Annotated in this window: 31 protein-coding genes; 29 read left to right on the forward strand and 2 right to left on the reverse strand. The window is 50.6% G+C overall.

Translation table 11 applies throughout. The annotated features are described in order from the left end of the window. Positions 1 to 8 precede the first annotated feature (8 nt). The 29 genes from rplD to BMX00_RS02670 all read left to right on the forward strand — a co-directional run bounded on the left by rplD (position 9) and on the right by BMX00_RS02670 (position 14,256). Complete coding sequence (rplD, locus tag BMX00_RS02530; RefSeq protein WP_090826723.1) at positions 9 to 629, forward strand: 50S ribosomal protein L4; 621 nt, start codon at positions 9 to 11, stop codon at positions 627 to 629. Then, the gene (rplW, locus tag BMX00_RS02535; RefSeq protein ID WP_090826725.1) at positions 626 to 961 is read left to right on the forward strand and encodes a 50S ribosomal protein L23; all 336 of its coding nucleotides are present in this window, start codon (positions 626 to 628) and stop codon (positions 959 to 961) included. The genes rplD and rplW overlap by 4 nt, the downstream gene beginning before the upstream one ends. Beyond that, entirely contained in the window at positions 961 to 1,794 is an 834-nt protein-coding gene (gene rplB, locus BMX00_RS02540; RefSeq protein ID WP_090826727.1) for a 50S ribosomal protein L2, read from the forward strand. Before rplW ends, rplB begins: the two co-directional genes overlap by 1 nt. A gap of 6 nt (positions 1,795 to 1,800) precedes the next feature. Then, the gene (rpsS, locus tag BMX00_RS02545) at positions 1,801 to 2,091 is read left to right on the forward strand and encodes a 30S ribosomal protein S19 (RefSeq protein WP_090826729.1); all 291 of its coding nucleotides are present in this window, start codon (positions 1,801 to 1,803) and stop codon (positions 2,089 to 2,091) included. Positions 2,092 to 2,099: 8 nt separating this feature from the next. Continuing rightward, the gene (rplV, locus tag BMX00_RS02550) at positions 2,100 to 2,447 is read left to right on the forward strand and encodes a 50S ribosomal protein L22 (protein WP_090826731.1); all 348 of its coding nucleotides are present in this window, start codon (positions 2,100 to 2,102) and stop codon (positions 2,445 to 2,447) included. An 18-nt stretch (positions 2,448 to 2,465) separates the two neighbouring features. Further along, complete coding sequence (gene rpsC, locus BMX00_RS02555; RefSeq protein ID WP_090826733.1) at positions 2,466 to 3,317, forward strand: 30S ribosomal protein S3; 852 nt, start codon at positions 2,466 to 2,468, stop codon at positions 3,315 to 3,317. Next, positions 3,301 to 3,717 (forward strand): 50S ribosomal protein L16, encoded by a 417-nt coding sequence (rplP, locus tag BMX00_RS02560; RefSeq protein ID WP_090826735.1) that lies wholly within the window; start codon positions 3,301 to 3,303, stop codon positions 3,715 to 3,717. Before rpsC ends, rplP begins: the two co-directional genes overlap by 17 nt. Before the next feature lie 2 nt (positions 3,718 to 3,719). Beyond that, a complete protein-coding gene (gene rpmC / locus BMX00_RS02565) occupies positions 3,720 to 3,914 on the forward strand; it encodes a 50S ribosomal protein L29 (protein ID WP_090826738.1) in 195 nt (64 codons plus the stop codon). Further along, positions 3,911 to 4,177 (forward strand): 30S ribosomal protein S17, encoded by a 267-nt coding sequence (gene rpsQ / locus BMX00_RS02570; protein ID WP_090826740.1) that lies wholly within the window; start codon positions 3,911 to 3,913, stop codon positions 4,175 to 4,177. The genes rpmC and rpsQ overlap by 4 nt, the downstream gene beginning before the upstream one ends. Before the next feature lie 208 nt (positions 4,178 to 4,385). Continuing rightward, entirely contained in the window at positions 4,386 to 4,754 is a 369-nt protein-coding gene (rplN, locus tag BMX00_RS02575; RefSeq protein WP_090826742.1) for a 50S ribosomal protein L14, read from the forward strand. A gap of 20 nt (positions 4,755 to 4,774) precedes the next feature. Next, positions 4,775 to 5,092 (forward strand): 50S ribosomal protein L24, encoded by a 318-nt coding sequence (gene rplX / locus BMX00_RS02580; RefSeq protein WP_090826744.1) that lies wholly within the window; start codon positions 4,775 to 4,777, stop codon positions 5,090 to 5,092. Positions 5,093 to 5,110: 18 nt separating this feature from the next. Next, entirely contained in the window at positions 5,111 to 5,650 is a 540-nt protein-coding gene (rplE, locus tag BMX00_RS02585) for a 50S ribosomal protein L5 (RefSeq protein ID WP_090826746.1), read from the forward strand. Between the two features lie 6 nt (positions 5,651 to 5,656). Next, positions 5,657 to 5,962, forward strand: a complete 306-nt coding sequence (gene rpsN / locus BMX00_RS02590; protein WP_090826748.1) for a 30S ribosomal protein S14 — start codon at positions 5,657 to 5,659, stop codon at positions 5,960 to 5,962. A gap of 46 nt (positions 5,963 to 6,008) precedes the next feature. Continuing rightward, complete coding sequence (gene rpsH, locus BMX00_RS02595) at positions 6,009 to 6,404, forward strand: 30S ribosomal protein S8 (RefSeq protein WP_090826749.1); 396 nt, start codon at positions 6,009 to 6,011, stop codon at positions 6,402 to 6,404. An 11-nt stretch (positions 6,405 to 6,415) separates the two neighbouring features. Further along, on the forward strand, positions 6,416 to 6,949 hold the full coding sequence (rplF, locus tag BMX00_RS02600; RefSeq protein WP_090826751.1) for a 50S ribosomal protein L6: 534 nt from the start codon (positions 6,416 to 6,418) through the stop codon (positions 6,947 to 6,949). Between the two features lie 11 nt (positions 6,950 to 6,960). Next, positions 6,961 to 7,317: a 50S ribosomal protein L18 gene (rplR, locus tag BMX00_RS02605; RefSeq protein WP_090826753.1), complete on the forward strand. Its 357-nt coding sequence runs from the start codon at positions 6,961 to 6,963 to the stop codon at positions 7,315 to 7,317. 13 nt (positions 7,318 to 7,330) lie between these two features. Next, positions 7,331 to 7,873, forward strand: a complete 543-nt coding sequence (gene rpsE / locus BMX00_RS02610) for a 30S ribosomal protein S5 (protein ID WP_090826755.1) — start codon at positions 7,331 to 7,333, stop codon at positions 7,871 to 7,873. After that, complete coding sequence (rpmD, locus tag BMX00_RS02615; protein WP_090826757.1) at positions 7,870 to 8,058, forward strand: 50S ribosomal protein L30; 189 nt, start codon at positions 7,870 to 7,872, stop codon at positions 8,056 to 8,058. The genes rpsE and rpmD overlap by 4 nt, the downstream gene beginning before the upstream one ends. Further along, on the forward strand, positions 8,059 to 8,490 hold the full coding sequence (gene rplO, locus BMX00_RS02620; protein WP_090826759.1) for a 50S ribosomal protein L15: 432 nt from the start codon (positions 8,059 to 8,061) through the stop codon (positions 8,488 to 8,490). A gap of 17 nt (positions 8,491 to 8,507) precedes the next feature. Next, positions 8,508 to 9,836 carry a preprotein translocase subunit SecY gene (secY, locus tag BMX00_RS02625; protein ID WP_090826761.1) on the forward strand — a complete coding sequence of 443 codons (1,329 nt, stop codon included), beginning with the start codon at positions 8,508 to 8,510 and terminating at the stop codon, positions 9,834 to 9,836. A gap of 17 nt (positions 9,837 to 9,853) precedes the next feature. After that, positions 9,854 to 10,072, forward strand: a complete 219-nt coding sequence (gene infA / locus BMX00_RS02630) for a translation initiation factor IF-1 (protein WP_011380144.1) — start codon at positions 9,854 to 9,856, stop codon at positions 10,070 to 10,072. 17 nt (positions 10,073 to 10,089) lie between these two features. Next, positions 10,090 to 10,203, forward strand: coding sequence for a 50S ribosomal protein L36 (gene rpmJ, locus BMX00_RS02635; RefSeq protein ID WP_074633734.1), 114 nt, complete (start codon positions 10,090 to 10,092; stop codon positions 10,201 to 10,203). A 50-nt stretch (positions 10,204 to 10,253) separates the two neighbouring features. Beyond that, positions 10,254 to 10,634: a 30S ribosomal protein S13 gene (gene rpsM, locus BMX00_RS02640; protein WP_090826763.1), complete on the forward strand. Its 381-nt coding sequence runs from the start codon at positions 10,254 to 10,256 to the stop codon at positions 10,632 to 10,634. 46 nt (positions 10,635 to 10,680) lie between these two features. Then, positions 10,681 to 11,070 (forward strand): 30S ribosomal protein S11, encoded by a 390-nt coding sequence (rpsK, locus tag BMX00_RS02645; RefSeq protein ID WP_090826765.1) that lies wholly within the window; start codon positions 10,681 to 10,683, stop codon positions 11,068 to 11,070. Positions 11,071 to 11,080: 10 nt separating this feature from the next. Next, complete coding sequence (gene rpsD / locus BMX00_RS02650; protein WP_090826768.1) at positions 11,081 to 11,707, forward strand: 30S ribosomal protein S4; 627 nt, start codon at positions 11,081 to 11,083, stop codon at positions 11,705 to 11,707. A 35-nt stretch (positions 11,708 to 11,742) separates the two neighbouring features. Further along, entirely contained in the window at positions 11,743 to 12,750 is a 1,008-nt protein-coding gene (locus tag BMX00_RS02655) for a DNA-directed RNA polymerase subunit alpha (protein ID WP_090826770.1), read from the forward strand. Then, complete coding sequence (gene rplQ / locus BMX00_RS02660) at positions 12,737 to 13,135, forward strand: 50S ribosomal protein L17 (RefSeq protein WP_090826772.1); 399 nt, start codon at positions 12,737 to 12,739, stop codon at positions 13,133 to 13,135. Before BMX00_RS02655 ends, rplQ begins: the two co-directional genes overlap by 14 nt. 218 nt (positions 13,136 to 13,353) lie before the next feature. Continuing rightward, on the forward strand, positions 13,354 to 13,668 hold the full coding sequence (locus BMX00_RS02665; RefSeq protein WP_090826774.1) for a hypothetical protein: 315 nt from the start codon (positions 13,354 to 13,356) through the stop codon (positions 13,666 to 13,668). Positions 13,669 to 13,782: 114 nt separating this feature from the next. Next, complete coding sequence (locus BMX00_RS02670) at positions 13,783 to 14,256, forward strand: DUF2806 domain-containing protein (RefSeq protein ID WP_090826776.1); 474 nt, start codon at positions 13,783 to 13,785, stop codon at positions 14,254 to 14,256. Between the two features lie 138 nt (positions 14,257 to 14,394). Here BMX00_RS02670 and BMX00_RS02675 read toward each other — a convergent pair whose 3' ends face one another. Continuing rightward, entirely contained in the window at positions 14,395 to 15,552 is a 1,158-nt protein-coding gene (locus tag BMX00_RS02675) for an NAD(P)/FAD-dependent oxidoreductase (protein ID WP_090826779.1), read from the reverse strand. A gap of 100 nt (positions 15,553 to 15,652) precedes the next feature. Further along, a complete protein-coding gene (gene gluQRS, locus BMX00_RS02680) occupies positions 15,653 to 16,612 on the reverse strand; it encodes a tRNA glutamyl-Q(34) synthetase GluQRS (RefSeq protein WP_090826781.1) in 960 nt (319 codons plus the stop codon). Between the last annotated feature and the right edge of the window lie 427 nt (positions 16,613 to 17,039).

The following is a 17,039-nucleotide window of genomic DNA, read 5'->3' on the forward strand; positions in this document are numbered from 1 at the left end:
GGCGCATAATGGAACTTAAACTCATCGACGATAACGGCCAGTCATCTGCAAGCGTTTCCGCTTCTGATGCGCTGTTTGCCCGTGAATATAACGAAGCCCTGGTGCATCAGGTAGTGACGGCTTATCTGGCGAATGCCCGCAGCGCGAATCGCGCCCAAAAAGGCCGTTCTGATATCGCAAAATCGACCCGTAAGCCGTGGCGGCAGAAAGGTACAGGCCGGGCCCGTGCGGGCATGGCATCCAGCCCTCTCTGGCGCGGCGGGGGCAAGATATTTCCCAGCAGTCCTGAAGAGAATTTTAGTCATAAGGTGAATCGCAAGATGTATCGTGCCGGCATCGGCGCAATACTTTCCCAACTTGTGCGCGAGAACCGTTTATCGGTGATAGAGCACTTCACCGTGGAAACGGCTAAAACCAAGGCCTTGGCTCAAAAATTGAAGGGTATGCAATTGAACGAGGTTATGATCATCACCGATGCCATGGATGAGAATCTGTATCTTTCGGCGCGTAATCTTCCATTGGTACAAGTAGTTGAAGTGAGTCATGCCGATCCGGTGAGCCTCATGCGTTTTGCGAACATACTGGTGACGCGCGGCGCCCTGACAAAAATGGAGGAGATATTCGCATGAATGCGCAAACGTTCAGCCAGGAATACCTGATGGGGATAATATTGGCGCCCCAGGTATCCGAAAAAGCGACTTATATCGGGGAAAAACACAACCACGTCATTTTTCGCGTTGCGCCGGACGCAACCAAGCCCGAGATCAAGGCCGCCGTCGAGTTGATGTGGAAGAGCCAAAACATCGAGGTTGAGAACGTGCGGGTGGCCAACGTCAAAGGAAAACAAAAACGCTTTGGCCGCTTCATGGGGCGCCGCAGCAATTGGAAAAAGGCTTATGTCAGCATCAAGGCCGGCCAGGAAATCAATTTCTCTGAAATCGCACAAGGAGACGTCAAGTAATGGCACTGGTTAAAGTCAAACCAACCTCTCCCGGTCGACGCGCGGTAGTCAAAATTATCAATTCCGGTTTGCATAAGGGGGCACCTTATCCGAAACTGGTTGAAAAACAGACGCATACTGCCGGACGCAACAATTATGGTCATATCACCACCCGTCACATAGGGGGGGGGCATAAGCAACATTATCGAATCATCGATTTCCGCCGGACCAAGGATGGTATTGCCGCAAGGATCGAACGGCTGGAGTACGACCCGAATCGCAGCGCAAATCTGGCGCTGCTATGTTATGCGGATGGGGAGCGCCGCTACATTATCGCGCCGAAGGGCGTCGTGGCGGGGATGCAATTGATGAGTGGCGCGGACGCGCCGATCAAGAATGGCAATACGCTGCCTCTGCGCAATATTCCGGTAGGCAGTACCATTCATTGCGTGGAGATGATGCCCGGCAAAGGTGCACAATTGGCCCGCTCGGCGGGTACCTCGGTGCAACTGCTCGCCAGAGAGGGTGATTATGCGCAGCTACGTCTGCGTTCCGGAGAAATTCGCAAGGTCCACGTGAACTGTCGTGCCACGATAGGCGAGGTCGGAAACGAAGAACACAATCTGCAATCGATCGGGAAAGCCGGTGCGCAACGCTGGCGTGGTATTCGTCCCACGGTTCGCGGCGTGGTAATGAATCCTATAGACCATCCCCATGGCGGCGGCGAAGGTAAAACCGCGGCAGGTCGACATCCAGTCAGTCCCTGGGGAACTCCCGCCAAAGGTTTTCGTACTCGTGCAAACAAGCGTACCGACGGCATGATCATACGTCGTCGTTATTCAACTAAAGGTTAATGAAACATGGCACGCTCCATAAAGAAAGGCCCGTTTGTTGACTTGCACCTGATAGCCAAGGTGGAAGCGGCACGCGCTACGAATGACAAGCGTCCGATCAAGACCTGGTCGCGCCGTTCGACCGTCTTGCCGGATTTTATCGGATTGACGATTGCCGTGCATAATGGCAAGCAGCATGTACCGGTGTATATCACCGAGAACATGGTGGGCCACAAACTTGGGGAGTTTTCTCATACGCGGACCTTCAAGGGGCACTCGGGCGATAGAAAAGCGGCTGCTGCCGGTTCGAAGAGATAGGAGTCGATATGCAAACAACTGCCATATTGCGCGGGGTCAGGTTATCCGAACAAAAAGGTCGGCTCGTAGCCGATCAGATTCGGGGATTGCCTGTAGACCGGGCGCTTAACGTGCTTGCCTTCAGCCCGAAAAAAGGTGCGGTTATCATTCGTAAGTTGCTTGAATCGGCTATTGCCAATGCTGAGCACAACGATGGAGCGGACATAGACGAATTGAAAGTATCGACGATATATGTGGATCGGGGAAAGTCCATGATGCGTACCAGCGCCCGTGCCAAAGGGCGTGGTAATCGCATTGTCAAGCCGACCTGCCATATTTTTCTCACTGTGGGCGATAAAGCCGGCAACAAAAAATAAAGGGCGTACCAATCTATTATGGGACAAAAAATACATCCGACGGGTTTTCGACTTTCAGTGCTGAAAAACTGGTCGTCGAAGTGGTATGCCAATAAAAAGAATTTTCCGGGAATGCTGAACGAGGATATCAAGGTAAGGGGATATCTGAAAAAGAAATTGGCGCACGCATCGGTAGGCCGTGTGATTATCGAACGGCCATCCAAGAATGCACGTATCACCATTTTCAGTTCACGCCCTGGCGTGGTGATCGGCAAGAAAGGGGAAGACATCGAGGTTCTGCGCGGCGCATTGCAGAAGCTCATGGGGGTGCCGGTACATGTGAACATTGAAGAAATACGCAAGCCGGAAATTGATGCGCAGCTGATTGCCGACAATATTGCACAACAATTGGAAAAGCGGATCATGTTCCGCCGCGCCATGAAACGCGCAATGCAAAATGCCATGCGTCTCGGCGCACAGGGAATTAAAATCATGAGTTCGGGCCGGTTAAATGGTATAGAAATTGCCCGCACTGAATGGTATCGCGAAGGCCGTGTACCTCTTCACACCTTACGTGCGGATCTGGATTACGGCGTATCCGAAGCCAAAACTACTTATGGTGTGATTGGAATTAAGGTGTGGGTATTCAAGGGTGAAGTGATAGGCCGAAGCGAGCAACCGGGAGCGGCAAGCCCTTCGACACAAGCACAGACTCCCGCGGGGGAGCTCGAGGGGAAACGTGCAGCCAGAAAACCTGCAGGACGGGCTGAGCCGAGAGCCGACGCAAAGGTTAATGAAAAGAAAACGGGTCGAAAGGCTGACGCTGCGCTAGAGGAAACGGCCAAGTCTGCAATTCGAAAGACAGGAGCAAAAGATGCTGCAACCAGCTAGAACAAAATACCGCAAGCAGCAAAAAGGCCGGAACAAGGGCATCGCAACGCGCGGTGCAAAAGTGAGTTTTGGCGAGTATGGGCTCAAGGCGGTCGGCCGCGGCCGGTTAACCGCGCGGCAGATTGAGGCGGCGCGGCGTGCAATGAGCCGGCACATAAAACGGGGCGGTCGTATCTGGATTCGTATTTTTCCCGATAAACCAATCTCTCACAAGCCGGCAGAGGTTCGGATGGGTAATGGCAAGGGCAATCCGGAGTATTTCGTTGCAGAGATTCAGCCAGGTAAAGTGCTGTATGAAATGGATGGTGTTGATGAAGTGCTGGCGCGGCAGGCTTTTAGCCTGGCTGCCGCCAAGCTGCCGATCCAGACCACATTTGTTATACGACAGGTAGGTGGTTAACTATGAAAGCGAAGGAATTGAGGGGCAAGAACCCGGCCGAACTGCAACAGGAGTTATTGGAACTTTTGCGGGCACAATTTGGTCTCCGCATGCAGCATGCGACCCAGCAGTTAAGCAATACAAATCAATTACGCAACATGCGCCGGGACATCGCTCGCGTAAAAACCATTCTTAGCCAGAAAGTGAAGCCCTCATGAGCGAAACCAATTTGAACCGCACGCTTAGCGGCAAAGTAGTAAGTGATAAAATGGATAAAACGATCACCGTTTTGGTCGAACGCAAAGTCAAGCATCCACTCTACGGCAAAATTATGGTTCGCTCGAAAAAGTATCATGTGCATGACGAGAGCAATGAATTCCATACAGGGGACACCGTGGTAATCGAGGAATGCCGTCCTTTTTCCAAAACCAAGGCTTGGCGGGTGGTTAAATTGATGGAAAAAGCTTTGCCGGTTAGCTGACCGTAGGGCAGCGCCGCCAAGAATTTTCTTTATTTTCTTGTTTTTCTAATGGGATGTCCGTATAATTCGGCCTCTTCAAATTTTTGGTTTAAACCTTTTTAATAGTCGTGCCGCCGTATTAGGTTTGGCGGCGTCATAACCCGAACGGGATCCAATACTATCCACGCGTCAGCCTGGAGCGGGAAAAGTTGGAGAGAGTGAGTAAATAATGATTCAAATGCAATCGATTCTCCAAGTCGCCGATAATACGGGCGCGCGCTCTATCATGTGTATCAAGGTATTAGGCGGCTCAAAGCGGCGGTATGCGGGCATTGGCGACGTGATAAAGGTGAGCATCAAGGATGTTGCGCCCCGGGGGCGTGTTAAAAAAGGCGAAGTATATAACGCCGTGGTGGTACGTACTGCCAAAGGCGTACGCCGTGCCGATGGCTCGCTTATCAAGTTCGACGCCAATGCCGCGGTGCTGCTGAACGCCAAGCTGGAGCCACTCGGCACACGTATTTTTGGCCCGGTAACACGTGAATTGCGCAATGCGCGTTTCATGAAAATCGTTTCGCTTGCGCCAGAAGTTCTGTAAGCGCGCGATAAGAGGTCAATATGAAAAAAATCAAGAAAGGTGATGATGTGGTAATCATCGCCGGAAAGGACAAGGGCAAACGGGGCACGGTGCTGCGGGTAGTGAACACTGATCTGGTAGTCATCGAGGGAGTCAATAAGGTCAAGAAACACGAACGGCCCAACCCGAGTAAGGGAACAACGGGTGGAATCGTTGAGATGGAAAAGCCTATTCAGATATCAAATGTGGCGATTTACAATCCAGCCACCCAAAAAGCGGACCGGGTAGGTTTCAAGATCCTGGAGGATAAGCGTAAAGTACGTTATTTCAAATCGAGCGGCCAGCTGCTTGATGCCTGAAACAGGTAGAGGAAAGAAATGGCTCGTTTACAAGAATATTATCGCGACACCGTGGTGAATCAGTTAATGCAGCAATTCGGCTATAAGTCTGTGATGGAGGTGCCGCGTATCCATAAGATCACGCTCAATATGGGCGTAGGAGAGGCGGTCGCTGATAAAAAGGTCATGGACAGCGCCGTAAGTGACATGCAGAAAATTGCCGGCCAGAAGCCGGTGGTGACCAAGGCAAAAAAATCGATCGCGACTTTTAAGGTACGTGATGGCTATCCGGTTGGCTGCATGGTCACTTTGCGACGTACGCGCATGTATGAATTTCTGGATCGGCTGGTTAGCGTGGCGATTCCCCGCATTCGTGACTTTCGTGGTATTTCCGGCAGGTCCTTCGATGGACGAGGCAATTATAATATGGGAATAAAGGAGCAAATCATATTTCCGGAAATCGAGTACGATAAGATCGATGCGTTGCGGGGAATGAATATTACGATTACCACCACTGCGAAAACGGATGCGGAAGCCAAAGCGTTGTTGGCGGCATTCAAGTTTCCATTCAAAAATTGAGCTAGTATGGCCAAGACAGCTGTAATAAATCGAGATCTGAAGCGTCGCGAGACGGTGAAAAAATATGCCGCGCGGCGTGCTGAACTGTTAGCGGTTATCAATAATACCGGGTTGAGTGATGAGGAGCGGACTTCCGCCAGGATCAAGCTTCAAATGTTACCGCGCAATTCCAGTCCTGTGCGGTTGCGTAATCGTTGTTCATTAACCGGCCGTCCTCGCGGCGTGTATAGCAAGTTCGGTTTGGGTCGAGGCAAACTTCGTGATATCGCAATGAGCGGAGAAATTCCGGGTATGACGAAGGCGAGTTGGTGAGCTGCATGGGCTATTACGAGAATTGGATTTCCAGAGGTACCCTTAGATGAGCATGAGTGACCCCATCGCTGATATGCTGACGCGTATACGTAACGCGCAGCTTTCTGAAAAAGCATCTGTCGAAATGCCTGCTTCCAAGCTCAAAGCAGCTATTGCACAGGTGTTAAAAGATGAAGGATACGTAGAGGATTTTCTGGTTCGCCAGGCGGACGGCAAACCAATGCTGGATATCAGTCTGAAATATTATGCCGGGCGGCCGGTAATCGAAAAGATCGAGCGCGTCAGCCGCCCCGGTTTACGCATCTATAAGGCCAGCAATCAACTTCCCAATGTGATGAATGGCCTTGGGGTTGCGATTGTATCAACCTCCAAGGGTGTGATGACTGAACGGAAAGCCCGCGCCAGCGGTGTCGGCGGTGAAGTGTTATGTATCGTAGCGTAAGGGTATAAAAAATGTCTCGAGTGGGTAAAAATCCCGTCACAGTTCCCGCAAATGTTGAGGTAACGCTGTCGACTTCCGAGGTATCGGTGAAAGGCCCCTTGGGTACATTGCGACATCGCCTCGTTTCCGACATTTCGGTCGAGCATGAGGGCGGTAAGTTGCTCGTAAAAGCTGCGAACGGCTCAAAGCAGGCCGACGCCATGTCCGGCACGATGCGTGCGCTATTGGCCAACATGGTCAAAGGTGTAACGGATGGTTTCGAGAAAAAACTGACGTTGGTAGGCGTAGGTTATCGCGCCCAGGCGGCAGGTGATGTTCTTAATCTGACATTGGGCTTTTCTCACCCCGTCGCTCATAAGATGCCCGGCGGTGTGAAAGTTGAAACGCCAACCCAAACGGAAGTGGTGATTAAAGGGATAGACAAGCAGCAAGTAGGTCAAGTGGCAGCGGAAGTGCGAGCTTATCGCAAGCCGGAACCCTACAAGGGCAAGGGTGTGCGTTACGTTGACGAAGTAATCGTTATGAAAGAAACCAAGAAGAAATAATTGGGGTAGATATGCCGAATCCGACACAATCCCGTTTGCGCCGCGCGCGCCGGACCCGCGCCAAGATTATCGAATTGAAAATGGTGCGTTTAGCGGTACACCGCAGCAATTGCCATATCTATGCGCAACTGATAGATGGCTCGGGTGGGAACGTATTAACCAGTGCTTCCACACTCGAACCGGAGGTGCGCAAACAGTTACCCAATGGCGGTACGATCAGCGCGGCCGCAGAAGTGGGCAGGCGTGTAGCCGAGAAGGCCAGAAGCCTGGGTATCGAAACAGTTGCGTTCGACCGTTCAGGGTTTAAATATCATGGCCGCGTGAAGGCACTGGCTGAGGCTGCTCGAGAGCACGGCCTCAAATTCTAAGTGAGACAAGACAATGGCTAAGATGCAGGCACGGATGCAGGGGAAAATACCGCAAGGCGATGACCGTGGCGACGGGCTCAAGGAGAAGATGGTTGCGATCAACCGCGTTACCAAGGTGGTCAAAGGGGGGCGCATCCTTGGTTTTGCCGCGTTGACGGTGGTGGGAAACGGGGACGGCGGTGTTGGAATGGGTAAAGGCAAGTCTCGCGAAGTACCCGTGGCGGTTCAGAAGGCAATGGATGAAGCGCGCCGGAAAATGATAAAAGTTAGTCTCAAGAATGGTACGCTGCAGCATCCCGTCATCGGCAGGCATGGCGCCGCTACAGTGTATATGCAGCCCGCTTCCGAGGGTACCGGTATCATCGCCGGAGGCCCGATGCGCGCCATTTTCGAAGTGATGGGCATACATAATATTCTTGCAAAATGTATTGGTTCAACCAATCCTTATAATGTCGTGCGGGCTACTCTGCAGGGTTTGCAAGCGATGAACACCCCCGCGGAGATTGCAGCAAAACGAGGTAAGAGCATAGAAGAAATTATGGGATCGGCCAAATGACCAGAGACGGAAAGAAAATTAAGGTCACTTTGATCAAGAGCCTGATCGGCACCAAACGGTCACATCGGGCAACCGCACGCGGATTGGGGCTGCGGAGGATTAACAGCAGCGTGGAACTGGACGATACGCCCGCGGTGCGCGGCATGATCAATAATATTTATTATCTCGTCAAAAGTGAGACATAGATGAGGCTGAATTCGATTAAACCCGCAGTTGGCGCGAAGCATCCGAGGCGCCGGGTAGGGCGTGGTATCGGTTGTGGCCTCGGCAAGACTGCCGGGCGCGGCCACAAGGGTCAGAAATCCCGTACGGGTGGTTTTCACAAAGTAGGCTTTGAAGGCGGCCAGATGCCCTTGCAACGCCGTTTGCCGAAGCGCGGCTTTGTTTCGCTTACCAAAAAAAGCGGTGCGCAAGTACGATTGTCAGATTTAAGCAAGCTGCCGGGAGATACAATCGATATTCTAATGTTAAAAAACGCCGGAATTGTTCCCGGTGCTGCCTCAACCGCTAAAGTTATACTTTCCGGAAAAATTGAGCGTGCGGTAAAGCTACAGGGTATCTCGGTAACCAAGGGTGCGCGAGCTGCCATTGAGGCTATTGGTGGCAGTATAGAATAAGCTCAAGAGGATTCACATTGGCCGCTAGCGACTCTCTTAAGGGTATTTCCGGAAAACTTGGCGACTTGAAGCGCCGGCTTTGGTTTCTATTGTTTGCTTTAATCGTCTATCGTATCGGCGCGCACGTACCCGTCCCCGGCATCGATCCTGTGGTATTGAAGGATTTGTTCGAGTCCCAGCAGGGGGGCATTCTTGGCATGTTTAACATGTTTTCCGGTGGGGCGCTTTCCCGTTTTTCGATCTTTGCATTGGGAATCATGCCGTATATTTCGGCTTCGATTATCATGCAATTGGGCACAGTAGCGTTTCCTTATTTGGAAGCTTTGAAAAAGGAGGGCGAATCCGGGCGGCGAAAGATCACGCAATACACCCGCTACGGTACGTTAGGGTTGGCGCTGGTCCAGGGCTATGGAATATCCATTGCGTTACAGGCCCAGCCCGGCTTGGTGATTGAGCCTGGACCCATGTTCCTGTTGACGACGGTCATAACCCTGGTGACTGGCACAATATTTCTGATGTGGCTAGGGGAGCAGATCACCGAACGTGGTATCGGCAACGGTATCTCTCTCATAATTTTTGCCGGCATTGCTGCGGGGCTCCCGAGCGCAATTGGTGGAACACTTGAGCTGGTGCGAACCGGAGCCATGCATTTCCTGGTGGCCCTAGGGATTTTTGTGGCGGCAATCGTAGTGACGGGCTTCGTCGTCTTCGTTGAGCGCGGGCAACGCAAAATATTGGTGAATTATGCGAAGCGTCAGGTTGGGCGAAAGGTTTATGGCGGCCAGAGTTCTCATCTACCGCTGAAGCTTAATATGGCTGGCGTGATTCCCCCAATCTTCGCTTCCAGCATCATATTGTTTCCGGCTACGCTAGCCGGTTGGTTCTCTAGTGGCGAATCGATGAACTGGCTGAAGGACATAAGCAATGCCTTATCTCCGGGTCAGCCGATATACGTAATCATGTACGCGGCTATGATCGTATTTTTCTGTTTCTTTTATACGGCGCTCGTGTTCAATCCCAAGGAAACCGCAGAGAATCTGAAAAAAAGTGGCGCATTCATTCCTGGGATTCGTCCAGGTGACCAGACGGCCCGCTATATAGAGCGCATTATGTTGCGACTAACCCTGGCGGGAGCGATTTATGTAACACTTGTCTGCTTGCTGCCTGAATTTCTTATCCTGAAATGGAACGTGCCCTTTTATTTTGGTGGAACTTCCCTGTTGATCATAGTGGTGGTGACGATGGATTTCATGTCGCAGGTACAGGCATACATCATGTCGCATCAATACGAGAGCTTATTAAAGAAAGCTAACTTCAAGGGTGGTGGTGGGTTGCCCGCGAGGTAATTACATCCAAGGACAGGATGGCTAAGGAAGAAACGATACAAATGCAGGGCGAAATTCTGGAAACATTGCCCAATGCAACGTTCCGGGTAAAGTTGGAAAACGGGCATATCGTATTGGGACATATTTCCGGCAAGATGCGTATGCACTATATCCGTATTTTACCGGGCGATAAGGTAACGGTAGATCTTACGCCGTATGATTTAAGCAGGGCGCGGATTACATTTCGTGCCAAATAGCGGAAAAGGAGGCTCTCATGAAAGTGTTGGCATCGGTAAAAAAGATTTGCCGTAATTGTAAAATTATCCGGCGCAATCGCGTGGTGAGAGTGATCTGTACAGATCCAAGGCACAAGCAACGCCAGGGTTGATCTGATGGTATTGCGTTCGATGTTATAATTTAAAACTTTAGGAAAACCGTATGGCCCGTATCGCTGGAGTAAATATCCCAAATCATCAGCATGCTGAAATTGCGTTGACCGCGATTTATGGCATAGGTCGCACCAGGGCGCGGGAGATTTGTGCAGCGGCCGGCATTGACGCATCCACCAAGATCAAGGATGTAACGGATGCGCAAATGGATAAACTACGGGATCATGTGGCCAAAATTGCGGTCGAGGGTGATCTGCGGCGTGAAATATCGATGAACATCAAGCGCTTGATGGATCTAGGCTGCTATCGCGGACTACGTCATCGGCGGGGTTTGCCGGTGCGTGGTCAGCGCACTCGTACTAACGCCAGGACACGCAAAGGGCCGCGTAAGGCAGTTCGCGCCTCGAGCACGAAGCCAGCGGCGAAATAAGAAATATTTGATAGCCAACTGAACGAAAGTTCAAGGATTAATTCATATGGTAAAAGCAGCCGCGCGCGTACGTAAAAAGGTCAAGAAAAACATAGCCGAGGGCATAGCGCACGTCCATGCCTCTTTTAATAATACGATTGTGACCATAACCGATCGTCAGGGGAATGCCCTGTCGTGGGCTACTTCCGGCGGCGCAGGTTTCAAGGGATCGCGTAAGAGTACCCCATTCGCGGCTCAGGTGGCAGCGGAGCAAGCCGGCAAGCTGGCGCAGGAGTCTGGGGTGAAGAATTTGGAGGTACGTATCAAAGGACCTGGCCCGGGACGCGAATCCGCAGTCCGGGCATTGAACGCAGCAGGCTTCAAAATTACCAGTATTTCGGATGTGACGCCAGTTCCGCATAACGGTTGCCGTCCGCCGAAGAAACGCCGCATTTAAGGAGTGGATTGTGGCCAGAAATCTTGACCCAAAATGTCGTCAGTGTCGCCGGGAAGGAGAAAAGCTTTTTCTGAAAGGTGAAAAGTGTTTTACCGACAAGTGTGCAATCGAGCGCAGAAATTATGCGCCTGGTCAGCATGGTCAGAAAAGCGGGCGGTTGTCCGATTATGGTGTGCAGCTACGCGAGAAGCAGAAGTTGCGCCGGATATACGGAATATTGGAGCGTCAGTTCCGCAATAATTACGAGTTGGCTGACAGGCAGCGCGGCATCACGGGAGAGAACTTGCTCCAATTGCTGGAATGCCGTCTGGATACGGTTTCCTATCGTATGGGTTTTGGCGCATCGCGTTCAGAGGCGCGCCAGGTCGTGCGCCATAATGGCATTCTTGTGAATGGCCGGAAAGTTAATATTCCATCTTATCAGGTAAAACCGGGGGATGTGATAGAGGTTGTCGAGAAGGCAAAAAACCATTTGCGCATCAAAGCGGCGGTGGAAGCGGCCGAGCGGCGAAATTTTCCGGAATGGATAGAGATGGATGTCAAAGCCATGAAGGGAACCTTCAAGATCAGGCCGGAGCGGTCCGATTTGCCCTCCAGCATCAATGAATCATTAGTAATTGAATTGTATTCCAAGTAACCAGCTGCCAAAGCTTTCCGCAAAAGGATCAGGCTATGCCAAGTAATACCACTTTTCTTACGCCGCGTATTATTGACGTTCAGAATATTTCACCTCTGCACGCCAAGATTACCATGGAACCGTTTGAACGCGGTTATGGGCATACTTTAGGAAATGCACTGCGTCGAATCCTGCTCTCATCAATGCCGGGATTCGCGCCGACTGAGGTTCAAATCAGCGGTGTCGTGCATGAATATTCCGCGCTCGATGGCGTGCAGGAAGACGTTGTAGATATTCTGCTTAATCTGAAGGGTATCGTTCTGAAATTGCATAACCGCACCGAGGCCATTCTGATTCTGAAAAAGAAGGGTGAGGGTACGGTAACCGCTGGAGATATTGAGGCTATACATGACGTTGAGATTGTTAATCCGGATCATGTTATTGCGCATCTCACCGCGGGCGGGAAGCTGGACATGCAGATCAAGGTGGAACTTGGGCGCGGGTATGTGCCAGGAACCGTACGGCAGTTGACAAATGAAAGCCGTACGATTGGCAGCATCCTGCTTGATGCTTCTTTTAGTCCCATTCGCCGCGTAAGTTATGCGGTGGAAAGCGCACGCGTCGAACAGCGTACCGACCTTGATAAACTTGTTATGGATATTGAGACCAACGGGGTTGTCGAGCCGGAGGAAGCAATCCGATATGCCGCTAAGGTGCTGGTGGAGCAACTATCAGTATTCGCGGATCTTAAGGGTACACCCTTGCCCGTGGAGCAGCCCAAATTGCCGCAGATTGATCCGGTGCTGCTGCGACCAGTAGATGATCTTGAGCTGACGGTGCGCTCTGCCAATTGTCTTAAGGCGGAGAACATCTACTATATTGGCGATCTCATCCAGCGTACCGAGACCGAACTGCTCAAGACGCCCAACCTGGGCAGAAAATCGCTTAATGAAATTAAAGAAGTGTTGGCTTCACGCGGACTTACGCTGGGAATGAAGCTGGAAAGCTGGCCGCCTGCCAACCTTGATAAAAGTAAAAAGGAAACAAGCCATGCGGCACCATAATGGGCTTAGGAAACTGAATCGCACGAGCAGCCATCGTCTTTTAATGCTGCGTAATATGACTAATTCCTTGCTGCGACATGAGGTTATTAAGACCACGCTGCCGAAAGCCAAGGAGTTGCGGCGTGTAATTGAACCGATGATAACGCTCGGCAAAAAGCCATCGCTCGCTAACCGGCGTCTGGCGTTTAATCGCCTGCGGGATCGCGACATGGTCGGTAAATTATTCGCGGAGCTTGGCCCCCGTTATCAATCACGAAATGGTGGCTACCTGCGTATTCTTAAATTTGGTTTTCGAGCCGGAGACAATGCACCGATGGCGCTGATCGAATTAATGGATCGACCAGAGCAGGTTGCTGCACCCGGGGCTGAGAAAACTGATACATAATCCCTAAGCAAGGGAAGCAAAAAGCCGGGTTGCCCCGGCTTTTTTTTCGGATGAGCTTATAATCTATATTGCGGTATGGGATTCAGCATTTCTTTGCCTTATCAGCTAAATGGTCTTGAGTATTTAGTTCGCATGGTTTCACGTTTTTATTTTCTAATGCAACATTAATCTGACCCGAACCTGGATTAAAAAACCTTTTGTTCAGATGAGGCATTCTGATGGATCTAGCAACTTGGACTGATGCCGATCTTGTTTCTGTACGTGAAAAGCTGCATTTATGGTGCGCCCAACGCCAAGCTCCAACATGGGGAAACCGATTTTGGGCTGTGATGGGATACCTGGGCGCATTTGCGTTTCTTACCGGGCTCACGGATACGTTTTTTGGTGGTCCAACTTTGTTGAACGTTTTTCTGATGTTGCTCGGTGTTGCAGCCTGTTTTTCCTGGTACAAGGGAGATAAACAACGCAAGAAGAATATCAGTTTTCTTGAAAAGCTCGATCAAGAACTTGCGCGCCGCGGACATAAAATCTAGGGCAACCCTCTTTCTGGATTCGCATGTTTCTCAGGAGCAGCTTCATGGCAATCCCATCCTGGACCGATCAGTACGGTCATCTGATGAGATCCTTGAACGGCTCCCCTTACAATAATGTTTCTTGACAATAAGATACATGCATGTGAGATTGGTGACCAAAACGTCGCACTGTTTAGCTCTATTTGCCAATTCATATGGGTTCAGGGAGAGCCGCTGCCTCTCATTTATGACATTGAGCATGATATCTATACCAGCCATGGCATCGATCTGCCGGCGTTAAAGCACCTGCAGAGAATCGGCCTGATATCTTTAGACGCGGCGGGCTATGTAAAGAAGAAACTCGGTAAGCACACTCGCTTGTTCTACTTCGGCAAGCCGACAAAAATACAGTTTCGTCAAGAGATGAACAATCAACTTGATCTCGGCCATGTTCTGCTGACCGAAAAAGGAAAAAAGTTGAGTGCTTTTTGCAAGGTTGCGTCGAACCGGAATTTCTATGAATATGTTATTGAAAAGTGGTCCGGGCAAGGGATGATTACATCATCCATTTTAACAAAGTGCCGGGTTGAAGTAGGCCATCCAGCATAGATTCACTGTGCCACCTTTTGTCATGTGATCCTTTATTTCCCTGCTCTCAGGTCCTCATGTCCTCAGGTCCTCTTATCCTCATGCCCTCGCGTCCCTTCTATTCTCGCGCTTGAAACCTTGAGTAGCCCTGGCGATTGTTCAAATAAGATAGGTATCGATACCTGTCAGCAATAAATCGTATTGAGCCTCCACTACTTCCTTGATCAGCAGTGCCGGAACTCCTCCCACTACATTACCTTCTAACGCCAGCCAGCCCACCGCATCGGTTGGTCCAAGACTGACGACATAACCCAGATCGCGATGCCAATAGGGTTCAAGCAATTTGAGGAAGCCTGAATGGCGCAGCATATTGCGTGCTGCCAGCATTCCTTTCCGCACAGCGGACTGGGCAGTCATGGTATTAGAACCTGAAGAATTGTAGATACAGCAGTCGCCCGAGGTAAAGATATTTTGTAGCGGCTTTCGCTCGACCATAACTTGTCCAAAGGCATTGGCCGAAAGCAATATTTCAGGTTTCTTGCCAAGAAACAGAAACGACATTGCGGAGGGCAGTTTGAATTGACGGCCAGTATCCTTTTCTTCCAGCACGACATTATTCACTTCCTGACCCTGATAGCGCGTGTTGGGGTAGAAGTCGATATCCAGCTCATCCATGCGCGATTGAGCATAGGTGGAGAAACCCTCTGGAAACTGTTGAAGCACACGATTTTGTCCATGAACCAACCGCAACCTGCATTCGACCTTCCTGCGCCGGAGAAAGTGAGCAATTTCAAAAAGAAATTGAATACCCGTGGCGCCGCCACCCACTACCGAAATGAACTGCTCGCTTGCATTGCATACAGCAAGCTCTCTGTCCAGTAAACCGGAGCCAGGATAAATCATGAAATCCTGCAGATCGAAAACATTTCCAGATTTCGATGCCGGCGCTATAGGTGCGCCCGAAGCAATCAGAACATAATCAAAATCTATAATCTCATTGTTGACTACGAGAAATTTATCATTCTGCCAGTGCAACAGCGTACGTTCGTCTATGCTCAGACTGGCGCAAATATGACGGCAGCCAAAACGATCTTCCAGTATCGAAAACGGTATCAAGAAATCCTGTAAAGGATATCTGAACGTTTCATGTAGATGAGTGATCTTGAGGTGATGGGATCTCGGATCAATGATGGTTATGCGAGCGTCCGGCATATGGCGCAACAATGTGACCAAAGCAGCCACTCCCGCATAACCGCCGCCTACAATAACAATTTTGAGTTGTTTACGCCCGGGTATATAAAATGGCAGAAACGACATAATTCCTCCTTCGAAAATGCAGGTTTTATTTCTAAAACCTGCATCCATCGCATCCCTTTGTGCAGGTACGGTGTGTTTGGCCGACTGACTGTTGGTTCTATCAACACAATAATTGCCGTCGCGCCTGCGTGTTTACCCCATACGCTATATCAGCGAATTCGCATTTCTTCCGAGGGATAGTCTCTGGCTTCCAATTTTCCAATGCCCATTTCCAAAACGATGCAACACTGCTTTTGATCAATTCTTTTGGGGGTGTCTGACCCAGAAAACGTATTGCCATGATCAGTTGCGGCATTGGATCGGAGGAATCAACAGGCATCGCCCGGGTCTGCTTGCTGAGTTTCTCGCCCACAGCGTTAACCACTACCGGTAAATGCATATAAGTGGGCGTTGAATAACCCAGCAATCGTTGCAAGTAAATTTGGCGGGAGGTGGAATTTAGCAAATCCGCGCCGCGCACCACGTGAGTAACGCATTGCTCGGCATCATCCACGACCACGGCGAGCTGATAAGCAAAGATGCCGTCGGCACGGCGCAGTACGAAGTCGCCGATATCGGCTCGCAGATGCTGCTGAATTCGGCTCTGCAATGCATCCGTAAATTCAACAGGATAGTTATCCGTTCGCACCCGCCATGCTGCAGAATCCTCTATTGGAACGGAGCGGGCACGGCAAGTGCCGGAATAAACCGGTCCATCCATTCCCACGATGGTGGAATCAGCAATTTCTTTCCGGCTGCAGATGCAGGGATAAAGCATACGCTGCTTTTCAAGCGCCTCAAATGCGGCTCTGTAGGCTTCGTTCCGTCTACTTTGATAGAGCACTTCGCCATCCCATTCCATTCCCAACGTCACAAGAGTATTCAGAATGGCTGTGGATGCTCCAGGGATTTCCCGCGCTGGGTCCAGGTCTTCAATTCGCAACAGCCATTCGCCCCGGCGTGATTTGGCCTCCAAATAGCTGCCTACGGCGGTGACAAGGGAGCCAAAATGGAGTGGTCCAGTGGGAGACGGCGCAAAACGGCCACGATAGACCGAAAGTGTGGGAAGGCTATTGGGCACCGGTTAGTACTGGTGAATTGGGTTGCTCGATTCTACCAGCTCAATATCAAGTCGGCTGTCAATTTGGCGCCAACTCATGCCAACCAGGTTGGCAGCCAGGCTTCCAACGGAAATTTATTCGGGGTTCCTATAATACCAGATTATTTAGTCACCCGGCATATTTGAACAGCATTTTCCAAGAGGGGACAAGCACAGCAATTATGTCGTTAAGGTAGAGAATGAAGACTTTTGATGCACATTTACCATTTAACCTAAAACATGCCTTTCAGATTGGGTATTAGTGGGATGCGATTGGGCACGGAAATTGCGTTATGTTCCAGCCTGGGCATGTTCGACAAACCGCTTGACTTGGGGGATCTTCGCGGATAGTCTTTACAGGGTTGTGGGTATGTAACGTGCCCGTAATAGTATGTGCAACAGTGTATTG

The sequence above is a fragment of the Nitrosovibrio tenuis genome, assembly GCF_900109785.1.
Taxonomy (GTDB): Bacteria; Pseudomonadota; Gammaproteobacteria; order Burkholderiales; family Nitrosomonadaceae; genus Nitrosospira; species Nitrosospira tenuis_A.

Excerpts from the sequence above, each read along its gene's own strand:
- rplD (WP_090826723.1), top strand. The coding sequence starts at position 9 with ATGGAACTTAAACTCATCGACGATAACGGCCAGTCATCTGCAAGCGTT.
- rplW (WP_090826725.1), top strand. The coding sequence starts at position 626 with ATGAATGCGCAAACGTTCAGCCAGGAATACCTGATGGGGATAATATTG.
- rplB (WP_090826727.1), top strand. The coding sequence starts at position 961 with ATGGCACTGGTTAAAGTCAAACCAACCTCTCCCGGTCGACGCGCGGTA.
- rpsS (WP_090826729.1), top strand. The coding sequence starts at position 1,801 with ATGGCACGCTCCATAAAGAAAGGCCCGTTTGTTGACTTGCACCTGATA.
- rplV (WP_090826731.1), top strand. The coding sequence starts at position 2,100 with ATGCAAACAACTGCCATATTGCGCGGGGTCAGGTTATCCGAACAAAAA.
- rpsC (WP_090826733.1), top strand. The coding sequence starts at position 2,466 with ATGGGACAAAAAATACATCCGACGGGTTTTCGACTTTCAGTGCTGAAA.
- rplP (WP_090826735.1), top strand. The coding sequence starts at position 3,301 with ATGCTGCAACCAGCTAGAACAAAATACCGCAAGCAGCAAAAAGGCCGG.
- rpmC (WP_090826738.1), top strand. The coding sequence starts at position 3,720 with ATGAAAGCGAAGGAATTGAGGGGCAAGAACCCGGCCGAACTGCAACAG.
- rpsQ (WP_090826740.1), top strand. The coding sequence starts at position 3,911 with ATGAGCGAAACCAATTTGAACCGCACGCTTAGCGGCAAAGTAGTAAGT.
- rplN (WP_090826742.1), top strand. The coding sequence starts at position 4,386 with ATGATTCAAATGCAATCGATTCTCCAAGTCGCCGATAATACGGGCGCG.
- rplX (WP_090826744.1), top strand. The coding sequence starts at position 4,775 with ATGAAAAAAATCAAGAAAGGTGATGATGTGGTAATCATCGCCGGAAAG.
- rplE (WP_090826746.1), top strand. The coding sequence starts at position 5,111 with ATGGCTCGTTTACAAGAATATTATCGCGACACCGTGGTGAATCAGTTA.
- rpsN (WP_090826748.1), top strand. The coding sequence starts at position 5,657 with ATGGCCAAGACAGCTGTAATAAATCGAGATCTGAAGCGTCGCGAGACG.
- rpsH (WP_090826749.1), top strand. The coding sequence starts at position 6,009 with ATGAGCATGAGTGACCCCATCGCTGATATGCTGACGCGTATACGTAAC.
- rplF (WP_090826751.1), top strand. The coding sequence starts at position 6,416 with ATGTCTCGAGTGGGTAAAAATCCCGTCACAGTTCCCGCAAATGTTGAG.
- rplR (WP_090826753.1), top strand. The coding sequence starts at position 6,961 with ATGCCGAATCCGACACAATCCCGTTTGCGCCGCGCGCGCCGGACCCGC.
- rpsE (WP_090826755.1), top strand. The coding sequence starts at position 7,331 with ATGGCTAAGATGCAGGCACGGATGCAGGGGAAAATACCGCAAGGCGAT.
- rpmD (WP_090826757.1), top strand. The coding sequence starts at position 7,870 with ATGACCAGAGACGGAAAGAAAATTAAGGTCACTTTGATCAAGAGCCTG.
- rplO (WP_090826759.1), top strand. The coding sequence starts at position 8,059 with ATGAGGCTGAATTCGATTAAACCCGCAGTTGGCGCGAAGCATCCGAGG.
- infA (WP_011380144.1), top strand. The coding sequence starts at position 9,854 with ATGGCTAAGGAAGAAACGATACAAATGCAGGGCGAAATTCTGGAAACA.
- rpmJ (WP_074633734.1), top strand. The coding sequence starts at position 10,090 with ATGAAAGTGTTGGCATCGGTAAAAAAGATTTGCCGTAATTGTAAAATT.
- rpsM (WP_090826763.1), top strand. The coding sequence starts at position 10,254 with ATGGCCCGTATCGCTGGAGTAAATATCCCAAATCATCAGCATGCTGAA.
- rpsK (WP_090826765.1), top strand. The coding sequence starts at position 10,681 with ATGGTAAAAGCAGCCGCGCGCGTACGTAAAAAGGTCAAGAAAAACATA.
- BMX00_RS02655 (WP_090826770.1), top strand. The coding sequence starts at position 11,743 with ATGCCAAGTAATACCACTTTTCTTACGCCGCGTATTATTGACGTTCAG.
- rplQ (WP_090826772.1), top strand. The coding sequence starts at position 12,737 with ATGCGGCACCATAATGGGCTTAGGAAACTGAATCGCACGAGCAGCCAT.
- BMX00_RS02665 (WP_090826774.1), top strand. The coding sequence starts at position 13,354 with ATGGATCTAGCAACTTGGACTGATGCCGATCTTGTTTCTGTACGTGAA.
- BMX00_RS02670 (WP_090826776.1), top strand. The coding sequence starts at position 13,783 with ATGTTTCTTGACAATAAGATACATGCATGTGAGATTGGTGACCAAAAC.
- BMX00_RS02675 (WP_090826779.1), bottom strand. The coding sequence starts at position 15,552 with ATGTCGTTTCTGCCATTTTATATACCCGGGCGTAAACAACTCAAAATT.